Origin of the sequence: Mycobacterium sp. DL, from assembly GCF_039729195.1 — a bacterium.
In the GTDB taxonomy this organism is placed as follows: Bacteria; Actinomycetota; Actinomycetes; order Mycobacteriales; family Mycobacteriaceae; genus Mycobacterium; species Mycobacterium hippocampi_A.
In genome coordinates this window covers 4,215,656-4,241,429 of sequence record NZ_CP155796.1, presented here as the reverse complement: position 1 = coordinate 4,241,429, position 25,774 = coordinate 4,215,656, and the positions used below count along the sequence as shown (strand labels likewise).

22 protein-coding genes and 2 pseudogenes are annotated in these 25,774 nt (G+C 65.9%); 10 read left to right on the top strand and 14 right to left on the bottom strand.

Annotated elements, in window-relative coordinates; all coding sequences use genetic code 11:
• Positions 1 to 141 precede the first annotated feature (141 nt).
• On the bottom strand, positions 142 to 1,434 hold the full coding sequence (locus ABDC78_RS20265) for a hypothetical protein (protein WP_347133168.1): 1,293 nt from the start codon (positions 1,432 to 1,434) through the stop codon (positions 142 to 144).
• A 363-nt stretch (positions 1,435 to 1,797) separates the two neighbouring features.
• Here ABDC78_RS20265 and ABDC78_RS20260 point away from each other — a divergent pair, with 363 nt between their 5' ends.
• Positions 1,798 to 3,171 (top strand): glutamate-1-semialdehyde 2,1-aminomutase, encoded by a 1,374-nt coding sequence (locus ABDC78_RS20260; RefSeq protein WP_178361947.1) that lies wholly within the window; start codon positions 1,798 to 1,800, stop codon positions 3,169 to 3,171.
• Here the strand turns inward: ABDC78_RS20260 and ABDC78_RS20255 are convergent.
• Positions 3,131 to 4,240 (bottom strand): transferase, encoded by a 1,110-nt coding sequence (locus ABDC78_RS20255; RefSeq protein ID WP_178361646.1) that lies wholly within the window; start codon positions 4,238 to 4,240, stop codon positions 3,131 to 3,133. The two genes, ABDC78_RS20260 and ABDC78_RS20255, sit on opposite strands and share 41 nt — an antisense overlap.
• Before the next feature lie 14 nt (positions 4,241 to 4,254).
• Between ABDC78_RS20255 and rfbC the strand changes: the two genes are divergently transcribed.
• Entirely contained in the window at positions 4,255 to 4,806 is a 552-nt protein-coding gene (gene rfbC / locus ABDC78_RS20250; protein ID WP_178361645.1) for a dTDP-4-dehydrorhamnose 3,5-epimerase, read from the top strand.
• A gap of 16 nt (positions 4,807 to 4,822) precedes the next feature.
• Here the strand turns inward: rfbC and ABDC78_RS20245 are convergent, their stop codons facing one another.
• From ABDC78_RS20245 to ABDC78_RS20230, 4 genes are read right to left on the bottom strand one after another with little or no spacing between them, the layout of a single operon-like run.
• A complete protein-coding gene (locus ABDC78_RS20245; RefSeq protein ID WP_178361946.1) occupies positions 4,823 to 6,049 on the bottom strand; it encodes a class I SAM-dependent methyltransferase in 1,227 nt (408 codons plus the stop codon).
• A gap of 7 nt (positions 6,050 to 6,056) precedes the next feature.
• Complete coding sequence (locus ABDC78_RS20240) at positions 6,057 to 7,124, bottom strand: SDR family oxidoreductase (protein ID WP_178361644.1); 1,068 nt, start codon at positions 7,122 to 7,124, stop codon at positions 6,057 to 6,059.
• 10 nt (positions 7,125 to 7,134) lie between these two features.
• Positions 7,135 to 7,764, bottom strand: coding sequence for a PIG-L family deacetylase (locus ABDC78_RS20235; RefSeq protein ID WP_178361945.1), 630 nt, complete (start codon positions 7,762 to 7,764; stop codon positions 7,135 to 7,137).
• Positions 7,765 to 7,778: 14 nt separating this feature from the next.
• Positions 7,779 to 8,567: a glucose-1-phosphate cytidylyltransferase gene (locus ABDC78_RS20230; RefSeq protein WP_178361643.1), complete on the bottom strand. Its 789-nt coding sequence runs from the start codon at positions 8,565 to 8,567 to the stop codon at positions 7,779 to 7,781.
• 566 nt (positions 8,568 to 9,133) lie between these two features.
• Here ABDC78_RS20230 and ABDC78_RS20225 point away from each other — a divergent pair.
• Entirely contained in the window at positions 9,134 to 10,021 is an 888-nt protein-coding gene (locus tag ABDC78_RS20225; RefSeq protein WP_178361642.1) for an MPT63 family protein, read from the top strand.
• 12 nt (positions 10,022 to 10,033) lie between these two features.
• Here the strand turns inward: ABDC78_RS20225 and ABDC78_RS20220 are convergent, their stop codons facing one another.
• From ABDC78_RS20220 to ABDC78_RS20185, 8 genes are all read right to left on the bottom strand, one after another.
• The gene (locus ABDC78_RS20220) at positions 10,034 to 10,168 is read right to left on the bottom strand and encodes a hypothetical protein (protein WP_256736428.1); all 135 of its coding nucleotides are present in this window, start codon (positions 10,166 to 10,168) and stop codon (positions 10,034 to 10,036) included.
• Positions 10,169 to 10,551: 383 nt separating this feature from the next.
• Positions 10,552 to 10,680 (bottom strand): hypothetical protein, encoded by a 129-nt coding sequence (locus ABDC78_RS20215; RefSeq protein WP_256736427.1) that lies wholly within the window; start codon positions 10,678 to 10,680, stop codon positions 10,552 to 10,554.
• 54 nt (positions 10,681 to 10,734) lie between these two features.
• A complete protein-coding gene (locus tag ABDC78_RS20210; protein WP_256736426.1) occupies positions 10,735 to 10,980 on the bottom strand; it encodes a hypothetical protein in 246 nt (81 codons plus the stop codon).
• 239 nt (positions 10,981 to 11,219) lie between these two features.
• Positions 11,220 to 11,651, bottom strand: coding sequence for a nitroreductase family deazaflavin-dependent oxidoreductase (locus ABDC78_RS20205; protein WP_178361944.1), 432 nt, complete (start codon positions 11,649 to 11,651; stop codon positions 11,220 to 11,222).
• Between the two features lie 128 nt (positions 11,652 to 11,779).
• A complete protein-coding gene (locus ABDC78_RS20200) occupies positions 11,780 to 11,911 on the bottom strand; it encodes a hypothetical protein (RefSeq protein WP_256736425.1) in 132 nt (43 codons plus the stop codon).
• A gap of 77 nt (positions 11,912 to 11,988) precedes the next feature.
• Complete coding sequence (locus tag ABDC78_RS20195; protein WP_178361640.1) at positions 11,989 to 13,041, bottom strand: trypsin-like peptidase domain-containing protein; 1,053 nt, start codon at positions 13,039 to 13,041, stop codon at positions 11,989 to 11,991.
• Entirely contained in the window at positions 13,038 to 13,559 is a 522-nt protein-coding gene (locus ABDC78_RS20190) for a general stress protein (protein WP_178361639.1), read from the bottom strand. Before ABDC78_RS20190 ends, ABDC78_RS20195 begins: the two co-directional genes overlap by 4 nt.
• 435 nt (positions 13,560 to 13,994) lie before the next feature.
• A complete protein-coding gene (locus ABDC78_RS20185) occupies positions 13,995 to 14,612 on the bottom strand; it encodes a DUF2254 family protein (protein WP_178361638.1) in 618 nt (205 codons plus the stop codon).
• Positions 14,613 to 15,063: 451 nt separating this feature from the next.
• On the opposite strand from ABDC78_RS20185, the pseudogene ABDC78_RS20180 reads away from it, so the two are divergent.
• The 7 genes and pseudogenes from ABDC78_RS20180 to narI all read left to right on the top strand — a co-directional run.
• Positions 15,064 to 15,349, top strand: a pseudogene (locus ABDC78_RS20180) (transposase); the annotation flags it as partial.
• A gap of 217 nt (positions 15,350 to 15,566) precedes the next feature.
• Positions 15,567 to 17,216, top strand: a complete 1,650-nt coding sequence (locus tag ABDC78_RS20175; RefSeq protein ID WP_178361637.1) for a GAF domain-containing protein — start codon at positions 15,567 to 15,569, stop codon at positions 17,214 to 17,216.
• Positions 17,217 to 17,688: 472 nt separating this feature from the next.
• Positions 17,689 to 18,873 (top strand): nitrate/nitrite transporter, encoded by a 1,185-nt coding sequence (locus tag ABDC78_RS20170; RefSeq protein ID WP_347133527.1) that lies wholly within the window; start codon positions 17,689 to 17,691, stop codon positions 18,871 to 18,873.
• The gene (locus tag ABDC78_RS20165) at positions 18,870 to 22,568 is read left to right on the top strand and encodes a nitrate reductase subunit alpha (RefSeq protein WP_178361636.1); all 3,699 of its coding nucleotides are present in this window, start codon (positions 18,870 to 18,872) and stop codon (positions 22,566 to 22,568) included. Before ABDC78_RS20170 ends, ABDC78_RS20165 begins: the two co-directional genes overlap by 4 nt.
• Positions 22,568 to 24,211, top strand: coding sequence for a nitrate reductase subunit beta (gene narH, locus ABDC78_RS20160; protein WP_178361635.1), 1,644 nt, complete (start codon positions 22,568 to 22,570; stop codon positions 24,209 to 24,211). Before ABDC78_RS20165 ends, narH begins: the two co-directional genes overlap by 1 nt.
• Positions 24,208 to 24,870, top strand: a complete 663-nt coding sequence (narJ, locus tag ABDC78_RS20155) for a nitrate reductase molybdenum cofactor assembly chaperone (RefSeq protein WP_178361634.1) — start codon at positions 24,208 to 24,210, stop codon at positions 24,868 to 24,870. The genes narH and narJ overlap by 4 nt, the downstream gene beginning before the upstream one ends.
• Positions 24,866 to 25,603: pseudogene (gene narI, locus ABDC78_RS20150) on the top strand (respiratory nitrate reductase subunit gamma); the annotation flags it as partial. The gene narJ and the pseudogene narI, both read left to right, overlap by 5 nt.
• Between the last annotated feature and the right edge of the window lie 171 nt (positions 25,604 to 25,774).

Below are 25,774 nucleotides of genomic sequence, written 5' to 3'. Positions count from 1 at the left end.
GGCCGACTATAACCCCCCGTCCATCCACCGACTGTCAGGCATGCGCGAAAATCGCTGAGCAACAAGGATATTGAGGGCACCACGACGACCGGGTGCGGGCGTCAATTTCGACGCCCACACCCGGCCGGTCAGAAGATGCGACTAGTCGCCGGCGGACTCGCTGTCAGAGTCAGACTCACTGTCGTCGGTCGCGGTCCCGTCGTCGCCGTCCTCGCCACGCTTGCCCAGGAATCCGCCCGGGCCACCCGAGCCACCGAAACCGGCAGTCGCGCCGTCTGGTTCAACGGAGAGTCCGTCGCCGCCGTCACCACCGTCACCTCCGGCACCACCGAAGAAGCCGCCGTCGCCGCCGTCACCACCATCACCACCGGTGCCTTCGTCGTACCCGTCGGCCAGACCGCCGTCGCCACCGTCACCGCCATTGCCGCCAGTTTCGGCCGAACCGCCGTCACCGCCGTCACCGCCGGTAGCGTCACCGTCCCCGGTGGTGGTGTCGCCACCGTCGCCGCCGTCACCGGCCTGCCCGACCGGCGCGTCACCACCGTCGCCGCCGTCACCGCCGACGCCGTCGGCACCCTCCCAGGCGTCACCGAATCCGCCCTCGCCGCCGTTACCACCGACGGCGCCGTAGAACGAGCCCTCACCGCCGTCGCCACCCGCGCCGCCGATCGCGGATTCGCCGTCGGCGTACGCCTCGCCCTCACCGCCGTCACCGCCGTCGCCACCGGTGCCGAACCCGGCCGCGCCACCGGCGCCGCCGGCGCCTCCGAGGGCAGTGCCGTTCTCCGAGTACGCGTCGCCGCCGTCACCGCCGCGGCCACCGTCACCCACCCAGTTGCCGCCCTCGCCGCCGCTTCCGCCGGCGCCGCCACGGGCGTTGTTCTCATTGGACTCGTCGATGTCCTCCGTCTCCGGATCGTCGACCACGTTGAGTTCATTGACGTCGTCGCCGCCGTTGCCGCCGAAGCCGCCCACACCGAAGAGGGAGCCGTCGCCGCCGTGGCCGCCGTTGGCGGCCGCAGACACCCGGACGCCGTCCACGTAAACCGCGTCGGCGCCGTCAGAGCCGTTACCGCCGTTGCCGAACCACGCTCCGGCGTTTCCGCCGCTCCCGCCGTTGGCGCCGTCACCACCGCTGCCGCCAAGGAATCCACCGTTCCCACCGTTGCAGGCGTCGCCGTTGCAGTCGGCTGCAGCGTCGAGACCGTTGCCGATCAGCCAGCCGCCATTGCCGATCATCGGCCGCAATGCTGACGCCTCCATCGTGGCACCGGACCGGTCGGACCCGGAAACCGCCATACCCCAAAGGGTGTACTCCTCTTCGTCATTGACCAGCTGCATCTCGAGCGAGGTCGGCTGAGCAGGCGTGTCGGTCTCGGTGAGCATCAGTGTGCCGATGCCCGCCATGGCGGCGCTGGTGACGCCTGCTGTCACTCCAGCCGCCAGGTAGGTGCGAATTTTTGTCGAACGTGTTGTCGTCCGGGAATGTCGAGCCACAGGTACCCCCAAGGTGGTTTTACTAGGTAGCCCTCCCACTCAACTACCGAGGCTGATGGCAGATCAGCACCCAGCAACTTAGGACGCCTACCCTCCGCTTGTCCCACATTTCGCGAAACCGCCTCCTCTCACGTTCGTCCTACTGTCGCCTTCCGGCAAGAGGCAAGAAACGGCCCAAAATCTCCCCATCGTGCTACGAAAAGCGAATTAGGGTAAGTTTGCCATCAACCCATTTACATGGGCTTTCATCGACTTCTTACATCGCTGAAGAATGTGTGGCTATGAGAATTGGGGGCCGTGATGGTTCACGACACGTCGGTGCAGCTGAGTCCGACCGTGCGCTCCTTCACGCGCTCGGGCCAGCTTCAGGCTCGTCTGCACCGGGCGGTGCCGGGCGGCGCGCACACCTACGCCAGGGGAGCTGACCAGTACCCGGTCGACATGGCCCCGGTTCTGGTCCGCGGTGATGGCGCACGGGTGTGGGATGCCGACGGCAACGAGTACGTCGAGTACGGCATGGGTCTGCGATCCGTGGTGCTCGGGCACGGATACCGCCCGGTGGTGGACGCGGTCTGCGCGGCGATCGCCGAGGGCGTCAACTTCACCCGCCCGACGGAGTTGGAACTCCATGCGGCCGAGGACTTTCTCGAACTCGTGCCGGGAGCCGACATGGTCAAGTTCGCCAAGAACGGTTCGGATGCGACGACGGCGGCGATTCGACTGGCACGCGCAGCGACGGGCCGAGACAAGGTCGCCATCTGCCACCACCCGTTCTTCTCGACCGACGACTGGTTCATGGGGACCACCGAGATGTCCGCCGGCATTCCGGCGTCGGCGACCGAGCAGGCGCTGCGGTTTCACTACAACGACCTGGCGTCTCTTCGCTCGCTGTTCGCCGGGCATCCGGGGTCGATCGCTGCGGTGATCCTCGAGGCGGCCACCGCGATGGCCGAGCCGGAACCCGGGTTCCTCGAGGGCGTTCGGGAGCTGTGCGACCGCCACGGCGCGGTGTTGGTCTTCGACGAGATCATCACCGGATTCCGATGGTCGGTCCACGGCGCGCAGACGCTCTACGGCGTCGCCCCCGACCTGTCGTGCTGGGGCAAGGCCATCGGCAACGGCTTTCCGATCTCGGCGCTCGCCGGACGACGGGAACTGATGGAGCTGGGTGGTCTGAACACCGACCGGGACCGGGTGTTCCTGCTGTCGACCACCCACGGTGCCGAATCGACGGGTCTGGCGGCCTTCCGCGCCGTGGTGGCCGCCTACCGGGAATTCGACCCCATCGCTGCGATGGAGGAAGCCGGCCGACAGCTCGCCACCGGGGTGAACGACGCGGCCCGGGCACTCGGGATCGACGACTTCTTCGAGGTGACGGGCCGGCCCTCATGCCTGATCTACATCACGCGCGACGCCGACGGCCAGCCGTCACAGTCGTTCCGGACGTTGTTCATCCAGGAGATGCTGAGGGGCGGCGTCCTCGGACAGTCCTTCGTCACCTCGGCGGCGCACACGCCGGCCGACATCGACCAGACCATCGACTCCGTGACCCGGGCGCTGCACGTCTACCGCCGGGCGCTCGACGCACGCTCCGTCGACGGGCTTCTCGAGGGCGCGCCGGTGGCCCCGGCGATCAGGCGGTCGGCTCACCCACGCCGGCTGCAGCCACGGTAGGGCAGTCGATGCGCCACCGGCCGTCGAGATCGGGATAGCGCTGGGAAACCTCGCCGAGGAGATCAGGCAGAGTGAGCAGGACGTCGTCGGGCGAGGCCGCCACGAGCGCTTCGGGAGAGACGATCTCGACGTCGGTCCCCGGCATGCGACGCCCCTGTTTGGCCGGTGACGCGTCTGCGACTGCCCGCACCAACCGGCTGTCCACGCCCGCCAGGCAGAACAGCGCCACCGCACGCGACGATGCCCCGTAGGCGTACACCGCCCTGCCTGCCTCGTGTGCCGACTCGAGCCAGTCACGAAGAGCGCCGGCCTGAGCCAGGGCAGCCCCCTGAAGTCGCCCGACCACTGCGGGTTCGGCGATCCCGAAGCGTCGCTCGCGGTCCAGGATCGACGACGTGTGCGTGTCCGGCGTGCACTCGCCGTGCACGGCGGCGACCAGAACGGTGCCGCCGTACAGGTCGAACTCCCACGACGCGGCGATACTCATCCCGACACCGGCGAGCAGCCTGCGCAGCGCGGTCAGCGAGTAGTAGGCAAAGTGGCCGTGGCGCAGAGAGTTCCACTGATCCTGTTCGACGATGGTGAGCAGCGAATGGAACTGCAGCAGCAGTACCCCGCCCGGCGCGGTCGCCGCGCAGCGCCGGTGAAACGCGTTCAGCTGATCAGGGTCGTGCATGATCCCGAAGCAGTCGAGAACGACATCGGCGGTGTCGGCGGCGTCGAAGCCGCGTTCGGCGAGCAGCGGCAGCCAACTGCCGCCGTGCGGGCTGCCGAATTCGCGCACCGTGGCACCTCGCAGCCACCCGTCGCGCGCCACCCTGTCCACCGCGTCAGCGGCTTGCTCCCTGAGTGCCAAGGGCTCGATGCCGCGCGGTTCGTCGGCCTGTGTGTCGTCGTCGGCAAGCTGCGCCAAGGCGCACTGGGCGCACAAGTCCATTCGAAGTCCGTGCGATGACTCGGATTCCGTCACAGGTGATTCCGCCGGCGGAAAATAGTCCGCCGCGGCGACCCGACCCAGATCGAGCACACACCTCAGCTGTGAAGACCCGCATCCGCGGCAGCGATTCATGCCACAATCACCCGGTGCGGATCGAGACGACACGCCTCGCCGATGTACTGCTGCTCGTCAACGAACCCCACCGCGACGACCGCGGCTTCTTCACGCGGACCTTCGACGCGCAGGTGTTCGACGAGCATGTGGGTGCCGGTAAATCGGCGACTTTTGTGCAGGACTCCCAATCGCGCTCGGCTCAGGGGGTGCTGCGAGGCATGCACGGCAGATCGGGCCGCGGTGAAGCCAAACTCGTCCGGTGCGCACGCGGGGCGGTTCACGACGTACTGGTCGACATCCGAAGGCAATCGCCGACTTTCGGGATGCAGGAGGCTTTCCTTTTGGACGACAGTGCTTTTCGGCATCTGTACATCCCGCCCGGATTCCTGCACGGCTTCCAGGCGCTGACCCCACTCGCCGACGTCTGCTACCGGATCGACCGTCCACACGACAGCGCCGAGGACATCGCCGTCAATCCTCACGACGCCGACCTCGCCATCGCCTGGCCGCAGCAGGTGTCGAACATCTCGGCACGCGATGCCGGTGCAGGGAGCTGGCGGGAACTTCTGGATCGGCTCGACTGAGCACCGTGCGGGTGTGTCACCGACTGGCCAGGTGCATTTCGGGGAGCGGGAAATACAGCTGCCCACCCCACTCGGTGATGTAGCCGAGCTGCTCGGTCAGCTCCTGCTCGAGGTTCCACGGCAACGCAAGCACGACATCGGGGCGGTCCCCGGCGAGGACCGCGGGATCGTGGATCGGAATCCGGGTACCCGGGGTGAACCTGCCGTGTTTGTAGGGATTCCGGTCGACGATGTACTCGATGAGATCGGAGCGGATACCGGCGTAGTTCAGCAGGGTGTTGCCCTTACCCGGGGCCCCGTAGCCGACGACCCGCTTGCCGTCGGCGCGGCATTCGAGCAGGAACCTCAGCAACTCGTGGCGGATCGTTTCGGTGCGTTCTTTCAGCTGCAGGTAGCCATCGACCTCGTGCAGACCGGCTAGCGCCTCCGCGGCAAGCGCATCACGAACCCGTTGGCTCTGCGGACCGGCCACCGTCGCAGGACGCGCCCACAACCGGATCGAGCCACCGTGTGTGGGGATCAGGTCGACGTCGACGACAGCCAGATCCGCTGTGGCAAGTGCCCGCATCGCGGAAAGCACTGTGTAGTACTGGAAGTGCTCGTGGTAGATGGTGTCGAACTGGCCGTTGCTCACGAGTTCGAGGGCGTGATGCACTTCGATGCTGAGCCAACCGGTGTCGGCGACGAGCGTTCGCAGCGCCGCGGTGAATCCCAGCAGATCCGGGATGTGCGCGTAGACGTTGTTGGCGATGACGAGGTCTGCGGGTCCGCGCTCGGCCCTCACCCGGGCTGCCAGCGCCTCGTCGAGGAACGCCGTCTCGGTCGGCACGCCGCGTTCGCGGGCTGCCTCGCCGACATTCACCGACGGTTCGATGCCCAGGCACGGGATTCCCGCCGCGACCACATGCTGCAGCAGGTACCCGTCGTTGCTGGCGACCTCGATCACCAGCGAGTCAGGCCCCAGTTCAAGCCGCTGCGTCGCGTCGCCGACGAACGTCTTGGCGTGCTGCACCCAACTGTCGGAGAACGACGAGTAGTACGCGTACTCGGTGAATGTGTCTTCCGGGGTGATCAGCGCCGGGATCTGCAGCAGCAGGCAGTCCTCGCACAGCCGAAGGTGAAGCGGGAAGGTCGCTTCCGGCTCGTCGAGTTCTTCTCGGGTGAGGAACTTCTCGCAGGGTGGAGTCGCACCGAGGTCCAGCACGCTGCGTAACCGGTGTGCGCCACAGAGTCGGCACTGCATCATCGGGTCACACTCCTACCGAAGTGAGCACCGGGTCGGCCCAGAACAGCCGGCTGTCGAGTTGTCCGGTGTCGATCAGATGCTCGATCTGCTTCAGCCGCGTATGACCGCGCCCGTAGAACGTCTCACCGGTCAGCGCGATGGCTTCGAACACCCGATGCAGCTGAGCCGCTCCGGCCGCTACCCCCCATTGCGCACTGAACTGCGGGAACGTGCTGTGGATGCGTGAGAAGTCGACGCGGTAGCTGCGCTGGTCGGCGCTGGGTGGTCCGAAAGTCACCGCGCAGTCCGGGAATTCGGCACCGACGACCGACGCGATGTCCCGTACCGTCACGTTGTTCTCGTCACTGCCCACGTTGACGACCAGCCCGTGCACCGTGTCGCGCCCGGCGTCCAGGGCGCACCGGATGGCCTGCGCGATATCCAACCCGTGCACGAGTGGCCTCCAGGGGGTGCCGTCACTGGTCATCGCGATCCTGCGCTCGACCCATGCCAGGCCGCACAGATTGTTCAGCACGATGTCGAAGCGCATGCGCGGGGACGCGCCGAACGCGGTCGCGTTGCGAAGAAACGTCGGCGAGAAGCTGTCGTCGGCCATCGCGCTCAGGTCGCGCTCGACCATCACCTTGCACCTCGCGTACGCCGTCAGCGGGTTCAGCGGGCTCGCTTCGCTCACCGTACCGTCGGCCGCACCGTAGACGCTGCACGACGACATGTAGACGAAGCGTTGCACCCCGGCACGTTTGGCGCACTCGGCGAGATGCACACTTCCTCGGTGGTTGATGTCGTAGGTGACGTCACCGGTCAGCTCGCCCAGGGGGTCGTTGCTCAACTCGGCCATGTGCACGACGGCATCGAAGCCACGCAGATCCTCGACGTCCACCTCGCGGATGTCGCGCACCAGCGTGGCCGGTGTCCGGCCGTTTCGAGCGGCGCCGGCGAGCTGATCGGAGCACAACCATCCCGACTTGTAGTAGCCGGTGTCGAGCCCGACGACGTCGAAACCGAGGGCACCGAGGTAGGGCGCCACCAGAGCTCCGAGATAACCATCCGACCCGGTGATCAATACGCGCATTGTCATCCTTCTAGATCTCGACATTCACCTTGTCGGCGACGAAGGCCTCCGCGTAGCGGCTGCGGCACTGCACCCCGCGGATCCTCATCAACCCGAGGAAGGCTTCCTCGTCGAACCAGAACTTCCCCGTCTGCGACGGATAACTGCTGTGCAGCAGCGCCTGTTTCAGCTCGGCCACCTCGGGGGACACCGCCCGGTACACGTTGGGGGTCGGCAGATCGGACTCCCACTTGAGAATCTCGTAGCCCCAGTACATGTGGTCGCGGAACTCGGTGGGCATGAGCTCGGCGAGCATCCGGTGATCCTGGTGGGCGTCGTGACGTTGGGGACCGATCACCAGGTCGGGTTCACAGGATCGCCGGAACTCGGCCACGTGATCCTTGACCTCGCCCCAATGTCTAGGAAGGTTTCCGTCGGGCAGGTCGGCGACGGTCAACCGCACCTCCGCGGCACCACACATCGCGGCGAAGGCGTTCTTCTCCTCGACCTCACGTTCTGTGCCCGCACCGGTCATCACCAACGCGTGCACCACCATCGCCGGATTGCGCCGGGTCATCTGCAGCAGCGTCGCGCCGGCCCCGATCGCGATGTCGTCGCAGTGCGCTCCGACCACCGCCACCGTCGAGGGAGCGAGAGTCATCGGTGCGGAGGCGCTCACGCCACCGCCCTGTCCGATTCCCACAGCGCCCAGGGGCGGATTCCGTTGTTGTAGTCGCTGTCCAGCTCGGCCCGTTCCTTGAAGGTGTCCGCCGGCTTCCAGAACCCGTCATGGCGGTGCCCGATCAACTTGCCTGTCCCGGCCAGCGATTCGCAGGCGTCGCCGACCAGGTCACCGTTCTCGGGGATCAGATCGATGACGTCCTGGTGCAGGACGAAGTACCCGCCGTTGACCCCGACGGAGATGTCGGTCAGCGGCATCACCTCTTTGACCTCGCCCGTCGATGCAACGTTGACGCAATGGAAGGACGACTGCGGGGGCACGACGAGCATGGACGCGAGCGCCTCGGTGGAGATGGTGCGCTCGATCATCTCGTCGAGAGGAGCATCGGTGAGTACGTCGGCGTAGTTGGCGAGGAAATACGGGTCGGAGCCGAGGTACTTGCGCACCCGCCGCAGGCGTTCACCGATCGGCGACTCCATACCCGTGTCGGCGAAGGTGATGGTCCAATCGGCGATGTCGGAACCCATCAGGTGGACCTTGCCCCCGGTCAGCATGAAGTCGTTGGACAGCGTCTCGCTGTAGTTGAGGAAGTAGTCCTTGATCTTCTCGGCGCCGTACCCGAGGCAGAGGATGAACTCCTTGTGGCCGTGGTGTGCGTAGTACTGCATGACGTGCCACAGCAGCGGCCGCGGCCCCACCATCTGGAGCGGCTTGGGTATGACGTCACCCTCGGCGGTACGCATCCGCATGCCGTATCCGCCACAAAAGAGAACGACCTTCATGCTTGGCTCCTCGCACAGATGATGTGTTCCGCCCCCACGCGCCCCGCAAATTTTGTTCTGTCGACTGCCGAGACGACCTGAGGATCCTGCAACTGCTGGTTGTGGCGAAACTATCACTCGCACTTTCACCTGGCAACACAGATTCAGCAAAACTATGGCGATTGTTCCCTACGTCACACTCCGTACGGCGAGCCGAGGGCCGGGAGGCCCGGATCGAGGCAAATGACCGCGTCAAGCGGCATCCTTCGGTCACCTAACTCGAAATCGAGCGAGCTTGCCCGATCTCATATGTGTGCTGAATCGCCGATTTTGGCAACAACAAACGCCAGTTCCGGGAACGATCACCTACCCACTCGAAGATGGATCCACCGGTCGACCGTGGCCGTCACCGATGGCAAATGTGAGGGTGGACGGGCGCAGCGTCCGCGTCTGAGAAGTGACTGCCTGGTCGCGTCGCTCACCTGGCACTTCGGCGTGAGGTAGTGGGTCGACGGCTGTCAGCCATTTGTTATTTTTTCGCGGGGGAACACCTCGCTGCTCGCTCTGACGCATCCGGGAGGAATCACGTGAAGATCAAGCCTGCGCTCGGCGCTCTGTCGGTCGCCGCTGCAGCCGCCATCGGCGTCTCGGCACCGTCGGCATCGGCCGAGACCGAGGTCGAGTATCTGGGCCAGCCCGCCGAACTCGTTGACGGCAACGTCATCCAGCACTGGACCGTCACCGGCCTGAAGCCGAGCACCGACACGATCCCCTACCAGGCCGCGGGCACACTGTGGGAAGCCACCGCCACCGACGAGGCGATCGCCGGATCGGCGACACCCATCGTGTCCAACCTGAACGCCAGGGCCGGCAATGGTGAGACCTACCGTGTGCTGTTCGGTGTGGCCACACCTCAGGGCGTCAATCCGTCGACGCTGCCGCAAGGCGAGAAGACCACGGGCAAGATCTATTTCGACGTCACCGGCGAGCAGCCCGACAGCGTCGTCTACAACGCCGGGGGAACCGATCTCCTGCTCTGGGTCGAGCCACCGCCTGCCCCGGCCACCGATTCCGCCGCCGGCTCGTCGCCGGCACAGGTCTATGCCAGCCCCTCGGATTCCAGCGATGCTGCCGAGACCGCGACTCCCGCCACCCCGACCCCGACCCCGGGAGCGGAGCCTGCTGCGGCGACCCCGGCGCCGACCGCAGCCACGGCCACACCCGCACCGGCGGGGAGCTCGGGAACACCACTGCCCGAAGGCAGCTCGGGAACGCCGCTACCGGAAGGCAGCTCGGGCACCCCGCTGCCCGAAGGCGCCGGCCCGGCAGCGGAAGCAAGCCCTGCACCGGTCCCCGCCGCGGTGGCCCCGGAAGGCAGCTCGGGCACACCGATTGCCGAGGACAGTGCGGGCACGCCTGCACCTGCTGGTCCTACCCCCACGACCACCGTCGTGGCTCCTGCCCCGGCTGCCTGATCGGTCGGGGACTCAGGAGTGCGACGCCCACCAGTTGTACAGCTGGACCATGTTCGGCCCCTGCGGGCCTGACTGCACCTCGCTGAGCATCAGGTCGGCATCGGTACTCCACGCGACCGTCGGTCGGCTCTGCGTGAACCCGCACACCAACGTGCCAGCCTCCTGCTGTGGTGTCGCATTGCGGCGCCACGGTCCCGGCGTTCACTCGCCCATTCGACAGGTGTCGACATCGATCGTCGTCATCGCGGCTTGACTGGCGCAACCGGGAAGTGGCCGTGCGGTAAGCGTGAAGGCCATGCCGGGTGGTCATCGGCGCTCGGAACCGCTGACGAGGTCATTGTTCGAACACCACGAGAGCGCCGCTCAGTGTCACGAATCGCCACGCATTCAGCATTGGCGGCTGTGCGGCCCTGAGTTACTTATCGGATTCCTCAACTGCCTGTCTCGACTTCCGACCGTCGAACATGTCGGCGCCAATCGTTCCTAGTTGTAAAGCCCATGTGAGGGTTGTTGGTCGGTAGTTGCGGATTTCAGGCAGCGGCTGCCTTGACGGCATGCTCGGCGGCGACGTAGACGTCGTAGCGCTGGGCTTCGAGGGTCTGCACGGTGGAGAAATCGCGTCGACCGCGCGTGGCCCAGTGCGCAGCGCACCCGAACACCACCCTGGTAGCGATTGCGAGTGGTCGCCAGCCCGAATGGTCGAGGGGATGAGATCAGCGCCGGTCAGCCGGGGTGGCTGATATGGGCCACACCTCTGGGATCGAGCTGTACAGCCGCTGCTGAGCGAGCTGGTGCAGCATCTGGGGTAAGGCGCCAGGTGGCACCTGCCCGTCAAGGTCGGCGACCGCCTGCAGCACGGTGCCGGCCACCTGCCGCTTTGGCAGGATCCCGTCGAATTCTGCCATCAGCCGTTGGGCAACATTGTCCACCGATTCCGAGCCGTTCAGATATGTGGTCATCATTCCTTCCTATTCGAGCCGGATGTTCTTCCTCCATCTTGACCTCAGAACGCGCGAACCGACCTGACGGTTACTGGTCAACGCGATGGCGCTTTGGCGGCCACCGTCGTCTCGGGCTGCGGGTGAGCCTCTAGGACGAACTCCCGCCGATAGAGCAATCCACCACGCAGCCCACTGCGACGCCGACGACACACCTGGCGCTGAAGTCGGGGAGAGTTCGGTAGATTTTTGGTGCGTCGTCATTTCCGCCTCGCCGGTTCGAGGCGCAACTCGACTAACGGCAGCGCGGTGTTGGTGTCACTGATTCTGCTGCCGAGGGTTGCCTCGATCACGGACTTGAACCGTGCCCACGCGCGCGGATGTCGACGGATGTACGCGGCGAGCGCGCGGTCTGCTTCGTGCTGTTCGAGGACCCGTGCGGTGGCAGGGACCGGCGCGTGGCTGCGAATGTAGACCCGCACCCGCGGGTTGGCCTTGACGTTGCGGAACCATTGCGCTTTCTCGCCGAAACCGGAAGGGACGACGTAGGTATCGGGCGTGGGATGGTCGAAGGCCTCCAGCACGACATAGCGGGGTGCACCGGATTTGCGACCGATGTGTTCGAGCATCAGTATCCGTGAGCCCAGTAGTGCCCCGGCGCGGGCCTTGTATATCCAGACCGGAGCGCGCACGAGCGGGCGGAATCGCAGTAGGCACGCGCCACCGTTGGCGACCGTGTCGGCGAGTTTGGTGAACACGATGTGCCTCCATTTTCATTGGGTGGACATGTCAGGGCTCCCCGGGTGGTCCCGCGGCGATCTCACTCTCGTTGCCGCACAACCCAATTGCCATGCACCTCGACCAGCAGCTCGTCGTCGGCGCCGACGGGCTCGGGAAGCTGGGACACCGCAACCGTGCCCGGACGGCGGGGCGTCACCGTGAGTGCCTGCACAGCCAAATCCTCCTAACGTTCGTTGACGTTATGGTGCGCTGAGCGTCGGTAGTCCCATCCCGGTCAGCCATCCGCAGTCAGGTGGGCCGGGATCCGATCGTGACTTCTACTTGCTGGCGCTGATCACCGCGAACGAAAACCAGGGCAACCTGCTGCCCGGGTCGTGTCTGGCGTAACGCGCTCAACAGGTCCTCGACGCTGCCGACCGACTGACCGGCCATTTCCACGATGACATCGCCCGACTTGACCCCCGCGCGGGCGGCCGGTGCGCCGTCGTCGACCAAGAGTGCGACCGCACCCCGATCGACCTGAACGTCGAGTCGCTGTCGTATCGGGTCGGTGAGCCGTCCAGCAGAAACACCCAAGTAAGGATGGGTGGCCGTGCCATCGGCCAACAGTTGCTCGGCCACGTCCAGCACGGTGGCGGTGGGTATCGCGAACCCGATGGATACCGCTCCGGCCGCGGGCGGGATGTAGGCCTCGTTGATGCCGACCACCCGCCCCTGCGTATCCAGCAGCGCACCGCCGGAGTTGCCCGGTGAAATCGATGCGTCGGTTTGAATGAGGTCAACGAGTGAGTACGTCTGCGCGGCCGAGCCCGGGACATCGCGGTGCAGACCGGAAATGATGCCGGCGCTCACCGAATTCTGAAAGCCCAACGGGCTGCCGATGGCCAGAACCCGTTCGCCTGGGCGCGGGAGATCCTCGCGGAACTCCGCTACCGGTAGATCACCACGCTCGGTGCGCACCACCGCGACATTGGTCACCTCGTCGGTGCCGAGCACCTCCCCGGGCGATCGTGTGCCGTCGGCGAGGACGATCGACACCTTGCGTTGTTGACCGACCACGTGGGCGTTGGTGACGACGACGTCGGGCCGCAACACCACACCACTGCCCTGACCGCCGTCGGTCAGCACGGTAACGACACTGGGGCTGACCCGTTCGACCACCTCGACAAAGCCCGGCGCAGCCGACGACTCCTCGGCCACCGCAGTGGTCGTAGCGGTTGCGCTCGTGGTCGACGGGTCGCTCGCCTGATCCGGCGGATTGGCGCACGCGGACAACACGAGCGTCACCACCGCGACCACCACCGGGATTCCGGCGCGCCTGGTATGCGTTTCCGACGTCATCCAGCTTCTCGCTGAAGAGGCGGAGTGTCGTGCGCGTCGAGCAACTGGCGGGCACGTTCGACCACGGCCGCATCCGCAACGACGTCATAGTGCCGGGGCCGCAGCGCGCTGGAGGCTTGGAAGGCGCGGCGACCGCCCCGCAACGCATGAAGCATAAGACCCACCGCGGCGCCCACCGCGGCGCCGAACACGACTCCGTACAGGGCCAAGACGAGCCCGGTGATGATGGGTTGGAGCAGGTCGAACAGACCTAGAACCCAGCCGATCAAGGCGCCCGCTAGCGCGCCGGCGGCCGCGCCTCGCGCGGCGGCCACGCCGTAGTTCAGCCGGCCTTTGACCTCTTCGACAACTTGTAGCTCTGATCCGATGATGGCGATTCGTTCAATATCGAACTGCTGACTGGCGAGTCGGTCGACCGCGTGTTCGGCATCGCGGTACTGGGTGAAATTGCTGACAATCTGCCGTGGGGGCTCCTGCGGTGGCACCGTCGAAGCCGCCTGCGTTACTTGTTCAACCATTACCTGCTCCTTTCGAGTCTCTCGTGGTCCCGTCGTTCAGTTACCTAACCGGCGATTGCCTCACTGCTTGAGTAGCGATCCCATCGATCGTGAGTCGCGCCGGCGAAATCCACCAGCGCGCCGCACTTTCGTAGGGTGCAATGCTGTGCGCGCATCCAGCTGCAGTGGGTGTTCATGCACTGCGCGGATTGACATGGGGCATCGGGGTCACATCACGTTGACCTCGTTTTCACCAAAGCGGGCAACCCGCGTACCACAACTACTGCACCACTAGCCCCTGTGCGGACGCTGAGGACTGGATGTAATTGATCGAATCTTCTGCTGAGATGTTCTCAAACTGCTGAAACATGTTGTACGCCTTGCGATTAACGTCAGAGGCGGTTTCGTGAGCTTCGGTCATCGCCCCGCGGAAGCGGGGTATGGAGGGTTCGTGGGTCACCGCCCGGCTTCGTTGAGCGAGGACAAACTGTGTGGCGCGTCGTCGGCTTGACGACGTAGCTCGACGAGATCGCAGGTCTGGGGCGCGCTACGTTCGAACGCCTCGATGACGCGCCCGATGTGGGCGCTGAGTCGGGCCAGGACTGCGGGCTGCAAGCTGGCGGCACCGACCTGCTCGGCGAGTTCGAGCGTCCGTCGGAGCACCGTGGGGTGGGCGACGGCGTAGACGCGCATGGCGTCGAACAGCCTGTCCAGCAGGTCGGTGAGCACCACGCGGGGTGCCACCACGCGCAGCTGGCCGTTGTCGCCGTAGCGGTACGGGGATGGCGAGGATCGGCTCGCGAGCCGTGCCAGGCCGGCCGCCAGGTCGTCGAGGGCGTTGACGGCGGTGTAGGGGTCATTCGTGCCCGGCGAGAGGGCGCGCACGGCCATCTCCTCCAACACCAGGACTGCGAACTCGACGTCTTGGTCGGGGCTGCGCGCCTGGCCGACCGTGACGCAGTCATTGACGGCGCCCGACGCTTCGTGTCCGACACGGTCTGGTGGCCACAGCACGGCGATGGCGGTGCCATCGATGGCGTGGCTACCGGGCCGGATCAACAGCGATATCACCATGTCGTGGGACGTGGCTGTAGTGAGCAGCCGTTCTTCGTCGCTTCACCGCCCCGTGTGTTTGCGTGGCATCGACGCAACGGCGTTGGATCCGGAGGTTTCGTGCGTGAGTTTGGTGATCGGGCAGCTAGGGGTCACCGCCTGCAGCCGGCTGCCAAGCCTGGCCGATTGGCTCCGGAGTTAGCTAACTTAGCTAAGACACTGTCGCGGAGATCGACTGCGCCCCAGGACAGGGAGTTTCTCAGCGGCCAAGCTTTCCAGCGCGGCCACGCCGTCATACCTGCACATAGATTGGGTTGAAGCTGCACACCGCGTCGCCGACGACAAGCAAGCCCTCCGTCAGCAGTCGCGCTTTGTCGGTGCGACGCCAACGGCTGGAAGGGAAACGATGCTGCGCAGTCTCTGCAGCAGGTTCGGCTGCCGGGGTGTCCATCGACGGCGCCCCTGAAGCGCTGGTCCCGCCGTGGGCAACCTTGAGTCCTACGAGTTCTGGCGGGAGTTCGTCGCGTCGTTGAAAGCACGGGGACTGTCTGGGGTGTATGTGGTCATCGCGACGCCCACAGCGGTTTGAGAGCTGCTCTGGCACAACAGTTCACCAGCTCATTCGGGCAAGGGTAGGCGCCGGGCGCACTTCATGCGCAAACTGCACACCGCGGTCTCAGCTAAACACGCCCCGGCGCTGACGGCGGCGGTCCAGACCATTTTCGCCCACATCCGACCCCGAGGAGGTCGCCGCCCAGTGAGGCCGCGTCACCAAAACCGTGGGTTGATCAGACACCATGAGTTGAGTTGATGGGTGCAGTGGCTGGCTGGTGACGACGCTGCCGACACGCGGGACCAGCGGCGTAGGATCGCATCTACGGTGTGCCAAAGAGTTGAGTCGCGAAAGGTGTTGGGGGATGCCCGGCGAACGGGTCGGTGTTTTCTCGGCTGATCCAGGGCGGGCTGGTGGGCCGGATGCATGAACAGCTCGATGAGCTGCTGGCGTCGCGTGACCAGATGGAGCAGTTGCTGGCCCTCACCATCGAAATCGGCGCCGATCTTGATCTGGATGCCACGCTGGTCCGTATCGTCACCGCAGCCAGGCAGTTGACCGGCGCCCAGTATGGCGCGCTCGGGGTGCGTGACGCGGACGGCCGATTGATGTCGTTCGTGCACGCCGGTATGGACGCCGACACGGTGGCGCGGTTGGGTGATCTGCCGGCCGGTAAGGGTCTGTTGGGCGTGCTGTTGAATCAGACCGACATCGTGGGGCTGGGTGATTTGACCGCCCACCCCGCAGCGGTGGGGTTTCCCGAGCATCATCCTCCGATGCGCGCATTCCTGGGGGTGCCGATCATCATCCGCGAGGTGGTGTTCGGCAGTCTGTACCTCGGCGATGATCGGCCCGGCCAAGTGTTCAACGAGTCCCATGAGAACGCCGTGCGGGCGTTGGCCTCGGTGGCGGCGGTGGCCATCGACAACGCCCAACTGTTCCATCAGGTGTCCACCTCCGCGCGGTGGACCGCGGCCAGCCGCGAGATCATCACCGAGGTCCTCGCGGGCGGCGACTCCGGTAAGGCCGCGCTGTCGCTGATCGCCGACCGCGTCTGCGCGCTGACCGACGCTGAGCAGGCCATCGTGCTGCTGTCTGCCGACCCTGAGCTGCCGGCCGATCACCTCGACACCCTGACTGTCGCGGCCGCGGTGGGGGTCCACGCCGACGACGTGCACGGCCAGCAGGTGGTGGTGGACGGCTCGACCATCGGCACGGTGTTTCGCACCGGGACCCCGCTGATCACCGACGTATTCCGGCACCCGATCGCCGGGTTCACCGACCTCGGGCAGCGCCCCGCGATCGTGATGCCCCTGCGCGCGGGCACGATGGCTTGGGGGGTGATCGCGGCGGCCCGGAGCCCTCACCAGTCGCCGTTGGACACCCGTTACCTGGACTTGGCGGCCGACTTCGCCGGCCATGCTGCCCTGGCGTTGAGCCTGGCCGCCAGACGCGACCACGAACGCGAACGCACCGTGCTCGCCGATCGAGAACGCATCGCCCACGACCTGCACGATCACGTCATCCAGAAACTCTTCGCCGCCGGACTGGATCTGCAAGGCACCATCGCACGGACCCACTCACCGCCCATCGTTGACCGACTGACCCGCACCGTCGATGAACTCCAATCGACTATCGAGGACATCCGCAACACCATTTTCCGGCTGAACTCCGCAGCATGGACTGGGGAGGATTTCCGTCAACGCGTCCACACCGCGATCGCCGAGTTGACCGACGACCGCGACATCAGGACCACGGTGACACTGTCGGGACCGATGAGCGTCATCGGCGCCGAGTTAGCCCAGCACGCCGCGGCGATCCTCACCGAAGCCATCAGCAACACCGTGCGCCACTCCCGAGCCACCCGGCTGGCCGTCCACGTGGCTGTCGCCGATGAACTGGCCATCGACGTCATCGACAACGGCCGAGGCATCCCCGCCAACAACCAGCGCCGCAGCGGGCTGGCCAACATGGCCCGCCGCGCTGAAAAACTCTGCGGCACCTGCCACTTCACCACACCGGAGCAAGGCGGTACCCATGTACGCTTCACCGCCCCACTCACCGACCTCTAAACACCAAGCCTGCATCCGGATGGCGCGGTGGGCACGGTGCCATCGGCTCTAGGCGACACCGAAGTACGTCGATTCCGGGGGTCTGCTGACCTCATTCTTTTTTAGGGTTTTCCTTGGCTCCATACCGGGCACCCCTCCGTGTGCGGGTAGGGGTCTGCATCCGTGATGGCCGACATTTCCATCGAGTATCGGTGGGCGAGGTCATCTCGGGGGTGTGCTCACCAGGCGAATCGTCCAGGTAAGGCAATGTGAGCGATGAGCGGAGACCGGCGATGGCGAAGGGCGCTCAGAGGGACACGACGCCACCGGCGTATGGAACTTGGATGAGATGCGAGCCTGTCAGTTCAACTGCCCACGCGTGTACTGCTGGGCCACAACTTTTTTGGTCGAAGTGCTCATATCTTGATCTCCCAGTGGTTGTCTGGTGGATGTGAACACGGCGAGCACGCCGCACGCTGGCGCCAGCAGAAATGTGAACCTTGCGCTGGCCACGTGGGTCTCGGCGATCAACTTCTGGGCGTGGAACACGATCGGTCCGCTGTCCACCACCTATGCCGGCGACCTGTCGTTGAGCAGTACCGAGGCCTCCATGCTGGTCGCGACGCCGATTTTGGTCGGGTCCTTAGGCCGGATCGTAATCGGGTCGCTTACCGACCGGTTCGGTGGGCGGGCGATGTTCATCGCCGTGTCCGTTGCATCGATCGTGCCGGTGTTGGCGGTTGGGGCGGCAGGCACGGCTGGGTCCTATCCGCTGTTGCTAGTGTGTGGTTTCTTCCTGGGCATCGCCGGAACGATCTTCGCGGTCGGTATCCCGTTCGCGAATAGCTGGTTCGAGGCGTCGCGGCGCGGCTTTGCGACAGGCGTGTTCGGCATGGGAATGGTGGGCACTGCGTTGTCTGCGTTCTTCACGCCGCGGTTCGTGCGCTGGTTCGGCCTCTTTACTACTCACGTCATCATCGCGGTTGCGCTCGCGCTCACTGCGGTGGCGTGCGTCTTCGTGATGCGAAACTCTCCCAGTTTCAGTCCGAACACCGGGCCAGTGGTGCCGAAGCTGATTGCTGCCGCAAAACTGCCGGTCACCTGGGAGATGGCGTTCCTGTACGCGGTGGTGTTCGGGGGATTCGTGGCGTTCGCCAACTACCTGCCCACCTACATCAAGACGATCTACGGGTTCTCCGCGATCGATGCGGGCGCGCGCACCGCCGGTTTCGCACTGGCCGCCGTATTGGCCCGGCCTGTCGGCGGCGCGCTGGCCGACCGGATCGCACCCAAGTACGTCGTGTTGGCGTCGTTCGCGGGTACGGCGGTGATGGCGTTCGTCGCCGTGTTCCAGCCACCACCGGACGTGTGGTCGGCGGCGACATTCATCACGCTGGCGATCTTCCTGGGCATTGGCACCGGCGGTGTGTTCGCGTGGGTGGCCCGCCGAGCACCGGCCCAGTCCGTGGGGTCGATCACCGGAATCGTCGCCGCGGCGGGCGGGCTGGGCGGCTACTTCCCGCCGCTGGTGATGGGCGCGACGTACGACCCCGCGGGCAACAACTACACGGTCGGGCTGCTTCTTCTGGTGGCCACTGCGCTGGTCGCTCTCGGCTACACCGCGTTTCGGCTGCACGCACACGAACCGGCAACTCAGACGAAGGGGGCGACGATGTGACGGCGTCACCGCGCACCGGCGGGCCGATCGAGGAACTGCTCGAACGTAGCGGCCGGTTTTTCACCCCCGGCGAGTTCTCGGAAGACTTGCGTACCGTCACCCGGCGTGGCGGTCGCCAAGGCGACGTGTTCTACCGGGACCGGTGGAGTCATGACAAGGTGGTGCGCTCCACCCATGGGGTCAATTGCACGGGGTCGTGTTCGTGGAAGATCTACGTCAAGGATGGCATCATCACCTGGGAGACCCAGGAGACCGACTATCCCTCGGTCGGCCCGGACCGGCCCGAGTACGAGCCCCGCGGCTGCCCGCGCGGTGCGGCATTCTCCTGGTACACCTATTCGCCCACGAGGGTGCGATACCCCTATGCGCGCGGGGTGCTGGTGGAGATGTATCGCGAAGCCAAGGCCCGCCTGGGCGACCCGGTGCTGGCGTGGGCCGACATCCAGGCCGACGCCGGGCGGCGCCGCCGGTACCAGCAGGCCCGTGGGAAGGGCGGACTGGTGCGGGTGACGTGGGCCGAGGCGACGGAGATGATCGCCGCCGCGCATGTGCACACCATCAAGGAGTACGGGCCGGACCGGATCGCGGGCTTCTCGCCCATTCCCGCCATGTCGATGGTCAGCCACGCCGCGGGGTCCCGGTTCGTCGAACTGATCGGCGGGGCGATGACGTCGTTCTACGACTGGTACGCCGACCTGCCAGTCGCCTCGCCGCAGGTGTTCGGCGATCAGACCGACGTGCCGGAGTCCGGCGATTGGTGGGACGCGTCGTATCTGATGATGTGGGGCTCCAACGTTCCCGTGACCCGGACGCCGGACGCGCACTGGATGGCTGAGGTGCGCTATCGGGGCACCAAGGTGGTCACCGTTAGCCCCGACTATGCCGACAACACCAAGTTCGCCGACGAGTGGATGCCGTGCGCGGCGGGCACCGACGGCGCGTTGGCGATGGCGATGGGCCACGTGATCCTCTCGGAGTGCTTTGTCCACCAGCGTGTCCCGTTCTTCGTCGACTATGTCCGCCGCTACACCGACTTACCGTTCCTGGTCAAGCTGGAGGAGCGTGACGGCGCCCTCGTGGCCGGCAAGAACCTCACGGCAGCCGATCTGGGACAGGACGTGGAGAACGCGGCGTTCAAGCCGGTGCTGCTCAACGGAGCCACCGACGAGATCGCCGTGCCGCACGGGTCGCTGGGATTCCGCTACGGCGACGACGGCATCGGCAAGTGGAACCTCGACCTGGGCGACCTGGCGCCGGCGCTGACGGTCGCGCCGCAGCACAGAGAACACGCCGAGACCGCGCTGATCCAGCTGCCGCATTTCGACACCGTCGACGGGCATGGCGAGACTCTTGCGCGAGGGGTGCCGGTACGCCGGGTGGGCGAGCACCTGGTGTGCACAGTGTTCGACCTGATGCTGGCCCAATACGGAGTGTCCCGGCCCGGATTGCCCGGCGACTGGCCGACCGGCTACGAGGATCCCGACCAGCCCTACACCCCCGCATGGCAAGAGCCAATCACCGGAGTGTCTGCGGCGCAGGCGATCCGTATCGCCAAGGAGTTCGCCCGCAACGCCGAGGAGTCCGGTGGCCGGTCGATGATCATCATGGGTGCCGGTATCTGCCAGTGGTTCCACGGCGACGCCACCTACCGCGCCGTGCTGGCTCTGCTGCTGCTCACCGGGTCGATGGGCCGAAACGGCGGCGGCTGGGCGCATTACGTCGGCCAGGAGAAATGCCGACCGGTCACCGGATGGGCGACGATGGCGATGGCCACCGACTGGTCGCGGCCACCGCGCCAGATGGCCGGCACCTCGTACTGGTATGCCCACACCGACCAGTGGCGCTACGACGGCTACCGGGCCGACGCGCTGGCCAGCCCGCTGGGCCGGGGCCGGTTCCGCGACAAGCACACCATGGACGTGCTGACTTCCGCGGTGGCGATGGGCTGGAGCCCGTTCTTCCCGCAGTTCGACCGGTCCAGCCTCGCTGTCGCCGACGAGGCACGCGCCGCCGGCAAAGACATCCCGGCCTATGTGGCTGAACAACTTGGCTCCGGCGGCTTGAAGCTGGCCGTCACCGACCCCGACAATCCGGCGAACTGGCCGCGCATTCTCAGCGTGTGGCGGGCGAATCTGCTCGGCTCGTCGAGCAAGGGCAACGAATACTTCCTGCGCCACCTGCTGGGCACCATCTCGAACCTGCAAGCCCAGCCCACCTCGGAGGCGTTGCGGCCCAACGACGTCACGTGGACCGACCATATTCCGGAGGGCAAGCTCGACCTGCTGATGTCGATCGATTTCCGGATGACCTCGACAACGCTGCTCTCGGATGTGGTGCTACCCGCGGCGACCTGGTACGAGAAGGCCGACCTATCCAGTACCGACATGCATCCCTACGTGCATGCGTTCAGCCCCGCCATTGACCCACCGTGGGAAACCCGCTCAGACTATGACGCATTCGGAGCGATCGCCCGCTCGTTCAGCAACCTGGCTGCCAAACACCTGGGCACCCGCACCGATGTGGTCCTCGGCACCTTGCAGCACGACACCCCCGGCGCCATGGCTTATCCCGGTGGCACCCAGCATGATTGGCGCGTGACCGGCGAGGTACCGGTTCCGGGAAAGACCATGGGCCCAGTGGCGGTCGTGCAACGTGACTACGCAGCGATCGCAGAAAAATGGGCGGCACTGGGCCCGCTCGTCGACACACTCGGCGTCACCACCAAGGGCATCACCACCCACCCGACCAACGAAGTCGCCGAGCTGGGCGCCAAGTTCGGGGTCATGAATTCCGGTGCGGCGGAGGGGCGCCCGGCGATCACCACCGCGGAGCGGATGGCCGATGTCATCCTCGCGCTGTCAGGAACCTCCAACGGCCGCCTCGCGGTCGAGGGATTCCGCGAGCTGGAGAAGCGCACGGGACGACGATTGGTGCACCTTGCCGAGGGCAGCGAGGAGCGCCGCATCACCTATGCCGACACCCAGGCCCGCCCCGTCCCGGTGATCACCAGCCCGGAGTGGTCCGGCAGCGAGACCGGCGGTCGCCGCTACGCCCCGTTCACCGTGAACATCGAGGAGCTCAAGCCGTTTCACACACTGACCGGTCGGATGCATTTCTACGTCGACCACGACTGGCTGGAGGAGCTCGGCGAGCAGCTGCCCACCTACCGGCCACCGCTCGACATGTCCCGGCTGTTCGGTGAGCCCGCGCTGGGTGACGGCCGGCCCTCCGACGGGGTGGGTCTGACGGTGAGGTACCTGACGCCGCATTCGAAGTGGTCGATCCACTCCGAGTACCAGGACAACTTATTCATGCTCTCGCTGTCCCGCGGTGGGCCGACGATGTGGATGAGCCCGAGTGACGCTGCGAAGATCTCGGTGCGCGACAACGATTGGGTCGAGGCGGTCAACCGCAACGGGGTGGTGGTGTGCCGCGCGATCGTCTCGCACCGGATGCCCGACGGGGTGGTGTTCGTCTATCACGCGCAGGAACGCACCATCGACGTGCCGCTGACCGAGACCACCGGTACCCGCGGCGGTATCCACAATTCGCTGACCCGACTGCTGATCAAGCCCAGCCACCTGGCCGGCGGGTATGCGCAGAACACGTTCGCGTTCAACTATCTCGGCCCGACCGGGAACCAGCGCGACGAGGTGACGGTGGTCCGTCGCCGGTCGCAGGAGGTGACGTACTGATGAAGGTCATGGCGCAGATGGCGATGGTGATGAACCTCGACAAGTGCATAGGGTGTCACACCTGCTCGGTGACCTGCAAGCAGGCGTGGACCAACCGGGCAGGCACCGAGTACGTGTGGTTCAACAACGTCGAAACCCGCCCGGGACAGGGGTATCCACGCACCTACGAGGACCAGGAGCGCTGGCGCGGCGGCTGGATCCGCGACCGTAAGGGTCGGCTGCGGTTGCGCGACGGCGGCCGGATACACAAGCTGTTGCGGATCTTCTCCAACCCGAAGCTGCCGAGCATCGACGACTATTACGAGCCGTGGACCTACGACTACGAGAACCTGACGTCCGCACCGCTGGGCGATCACATGCCGGTGGCGCCGCCGCGAAGCCTGATCAGCGGGAAACCGATGAAGGTGTCGTGGTCGGCGAACTGGGACGACGACCTCGGCGGCTCTCCGGAGATCGTGCCGGGCGACCCGGTGCTCAAGCAGGTGAGCGAGCAGGTCCGTCTCGAACTCGAGCAGACCTTCATGTTCTACCTGCCGCGCATCTGCGAGCATTGCCTGAATCCGTCGTGTGTGTCCTCGTGTCCGTCGGGGGCGATGTACAAACGCACCGAGGATGGCATCGTCCTCGTCGACCAGGACCGCTGCCGGGGCTGGCGGATGTGTGTGTCCGGCTGCCCTTACAAGAAGGTGTATTTCAATCACAAGACCGGCAAAGCCGAGAAGTGCACCTTCTGCTACCCGCGCGTCGAGGTCGGACTGCCCACTGTTTGTGCCGAGACGTGTGTGGGGCGGTTGCGTTACATCGGCCTGGTGCTCTACGACGTGGACCGGGTGCTGGAGGCGGCATCGGTGGAGAACGACGCCGATCTGTACGAGGCGCAACGGCAGATCCTGCTCGACCCCGCCGACCCGGAGGTCATCGCCGGCGCCCGTGCCGAGGGGATCTCCGACGAGTGGATCGAGGCCGCCCAGCGATCACCGGTGTACGCCTTGATCAACACTTTTCGGGTGGCGCTGCCGCTGCACCCGGAGTACCGGACCATGCCGATGGTCTGGTACATCCCGCCGCTGTCGCCGGTGGTCGACGCGGTCAGCCGCGACGGACATGATGGCGAGGAGTTGGGCAACCTGTTCGGGGCGTTGGAGTCGCTGCGCATCCCGATCGCCTACCTGGCCGGGTTATTCACCGCCGGTGACACCGGCACCGTCGAGGCGGTGCTGCGCCGCCTGGCGGCGATGCGGTCGTACATGCGCGACATCAACCTGGGCCGCGAGACGCAGCCGCACATCCCGCAGTCGGTCGGGATGACGGAGGAACAGATGTACGACATGTACCGGCTGCTGGCGATCGCGAAATACGAAGAGCGCTACGTCATTCCCACCGCGTACGCCGATGAGGGCCACCACCTCGAGGAAACCGCGACCGAGTGTGCGCTGTCGTTCGACGGTGGACCCGGAATGTACGAGTCGGGTCCGTTCGGCGAGGCCAGCGGGGGCCCGGTGCCCGTGGCGGTGGAGACGTTCCATGCGCTCAAGCAGCGGCAGACCGATGAAGGCATGGCCGCCAACTCCGAGCGCCCGTCCCGGGTGAACCTGCTGAACTGGGACGGCAGAGGAGTGCCGACGGAAATGTTCCCGCGATGAGGCTGCTCAACCGTGCCCGCGGCACCACGGTGTCATTGCAGGATCGTCTGGTGTGGCAGTGCGCGTCCCTGCTGCTGGCCTATCCCGATGAACACCTGACCGAACGCCTACGCACTGTCGACGAACTGCGCGCACCCGCGGTGGGCCCGGCCGCCGGTCTGCTGGCTCGGACCGTCACCGCGTTGACGTCGACACCCCCGCTGCAGGCGGCGACCGCGTACGTCGAAACTTTCGACCTGCGGCGTCGCTCCACGATGTACCTGACCTACTGGACAGCGGGCGACACGCGCAACCGCGGCCGGGAGATGCATGCGTTCACCCAGGCATATCTCGATGCCGGCGTCCGCCCACCCGCCGACGAGGCTCCCGATCACCTTCCCGTTGTGCTCGAGTTCGCCGCGACCGTGGACCCGGCGGCGGGACGACGGTTGCTGATCGAGCACCGGGTGCCGATCGGGGTGCTGCACGACAGTCTGACCGAACGCGGATCGCCCTATGCCGACACCATCGCCGCGGTATGCGCGACGTTGCCCACCGGCGGTGAGCAGGATGCGCGACGCGCGCAACACCTGGCGCAGGTCGGACCGCCCACGGAATCGGTTGGACTGCAGCCCTTCACGTTGACCGTTCCGCCGCGGCGTGCCGAGGGAGGGGGGTGACGTGGCCACCGGCGAGATCTTCTGGAACACCGTGCCCTACGTCGTGCTGGCCATCGTTGTGGTCGGCACGTGGTGGCGTTACCGCTACGACAAATTCGGCTGGACCACGCGCTCGTCGCAGCTCTACGAGTCGAAGTTGCTGCGAATCGCCAGCCCGATGTTCCACTTCGGAATCCTGGTGGTCATCTTCGGTCACTTCATTGGTCTGGTTATCCCGCAGTCGTGGACCGACGCCGTGGGGCTGAGTCAGCATGCGTATCACGTCCAGGCGGTGACGCTGGGCTCGATCGCCGGCATCTCGACTCTGACGGGCATCGTGCTCCTGATCTACCGGCGGCGCACCACGGGCCCGGTGTTCATGGCCACGACGGCGAACGACAAGCTGATGTACGTCGTGCTCGTCCTCGCAATCGTTGCGGGACTGTGCGCGACGGCACTCGGGTCGGGCGTCGTCGGTGAGGAACACAACTACCGCGAAACTGTGTCGGTGTGGTTCCGGTCGATCTGGATCCTGCAGCCCCGTGGTGACCTGATGACGCAGGCGCCCTTGTATTTCCAGCTGCATGTGATGATCGGGCTGGTGCTGTTCGCGCTGTGGCCGTTCACTCGGTTGGTGCACGCCTTCAGCGCGCCGATCGGCTATCTGTTTCGGCCCTACATTGTCTACCGCAGTCGCGAGGTGGCAGCCAAAGACGAATTGGTGGGGTCGCACCCGCGGCGACGCGGCTGGTGACGCCCTCTGATCACATCGGCAACGAATTGCGGACGGACACCCCGCACCGCCGGTGTTGGCTCGTGCCCGGTCATGCGAAGGATCGGAGAGTTGGGCAACTCGCGGTCCAGCCGGACTTGGACGCGATAAGCCCACGCGCACGGCCATACGTTGAATGCCGGCAACTGGCAG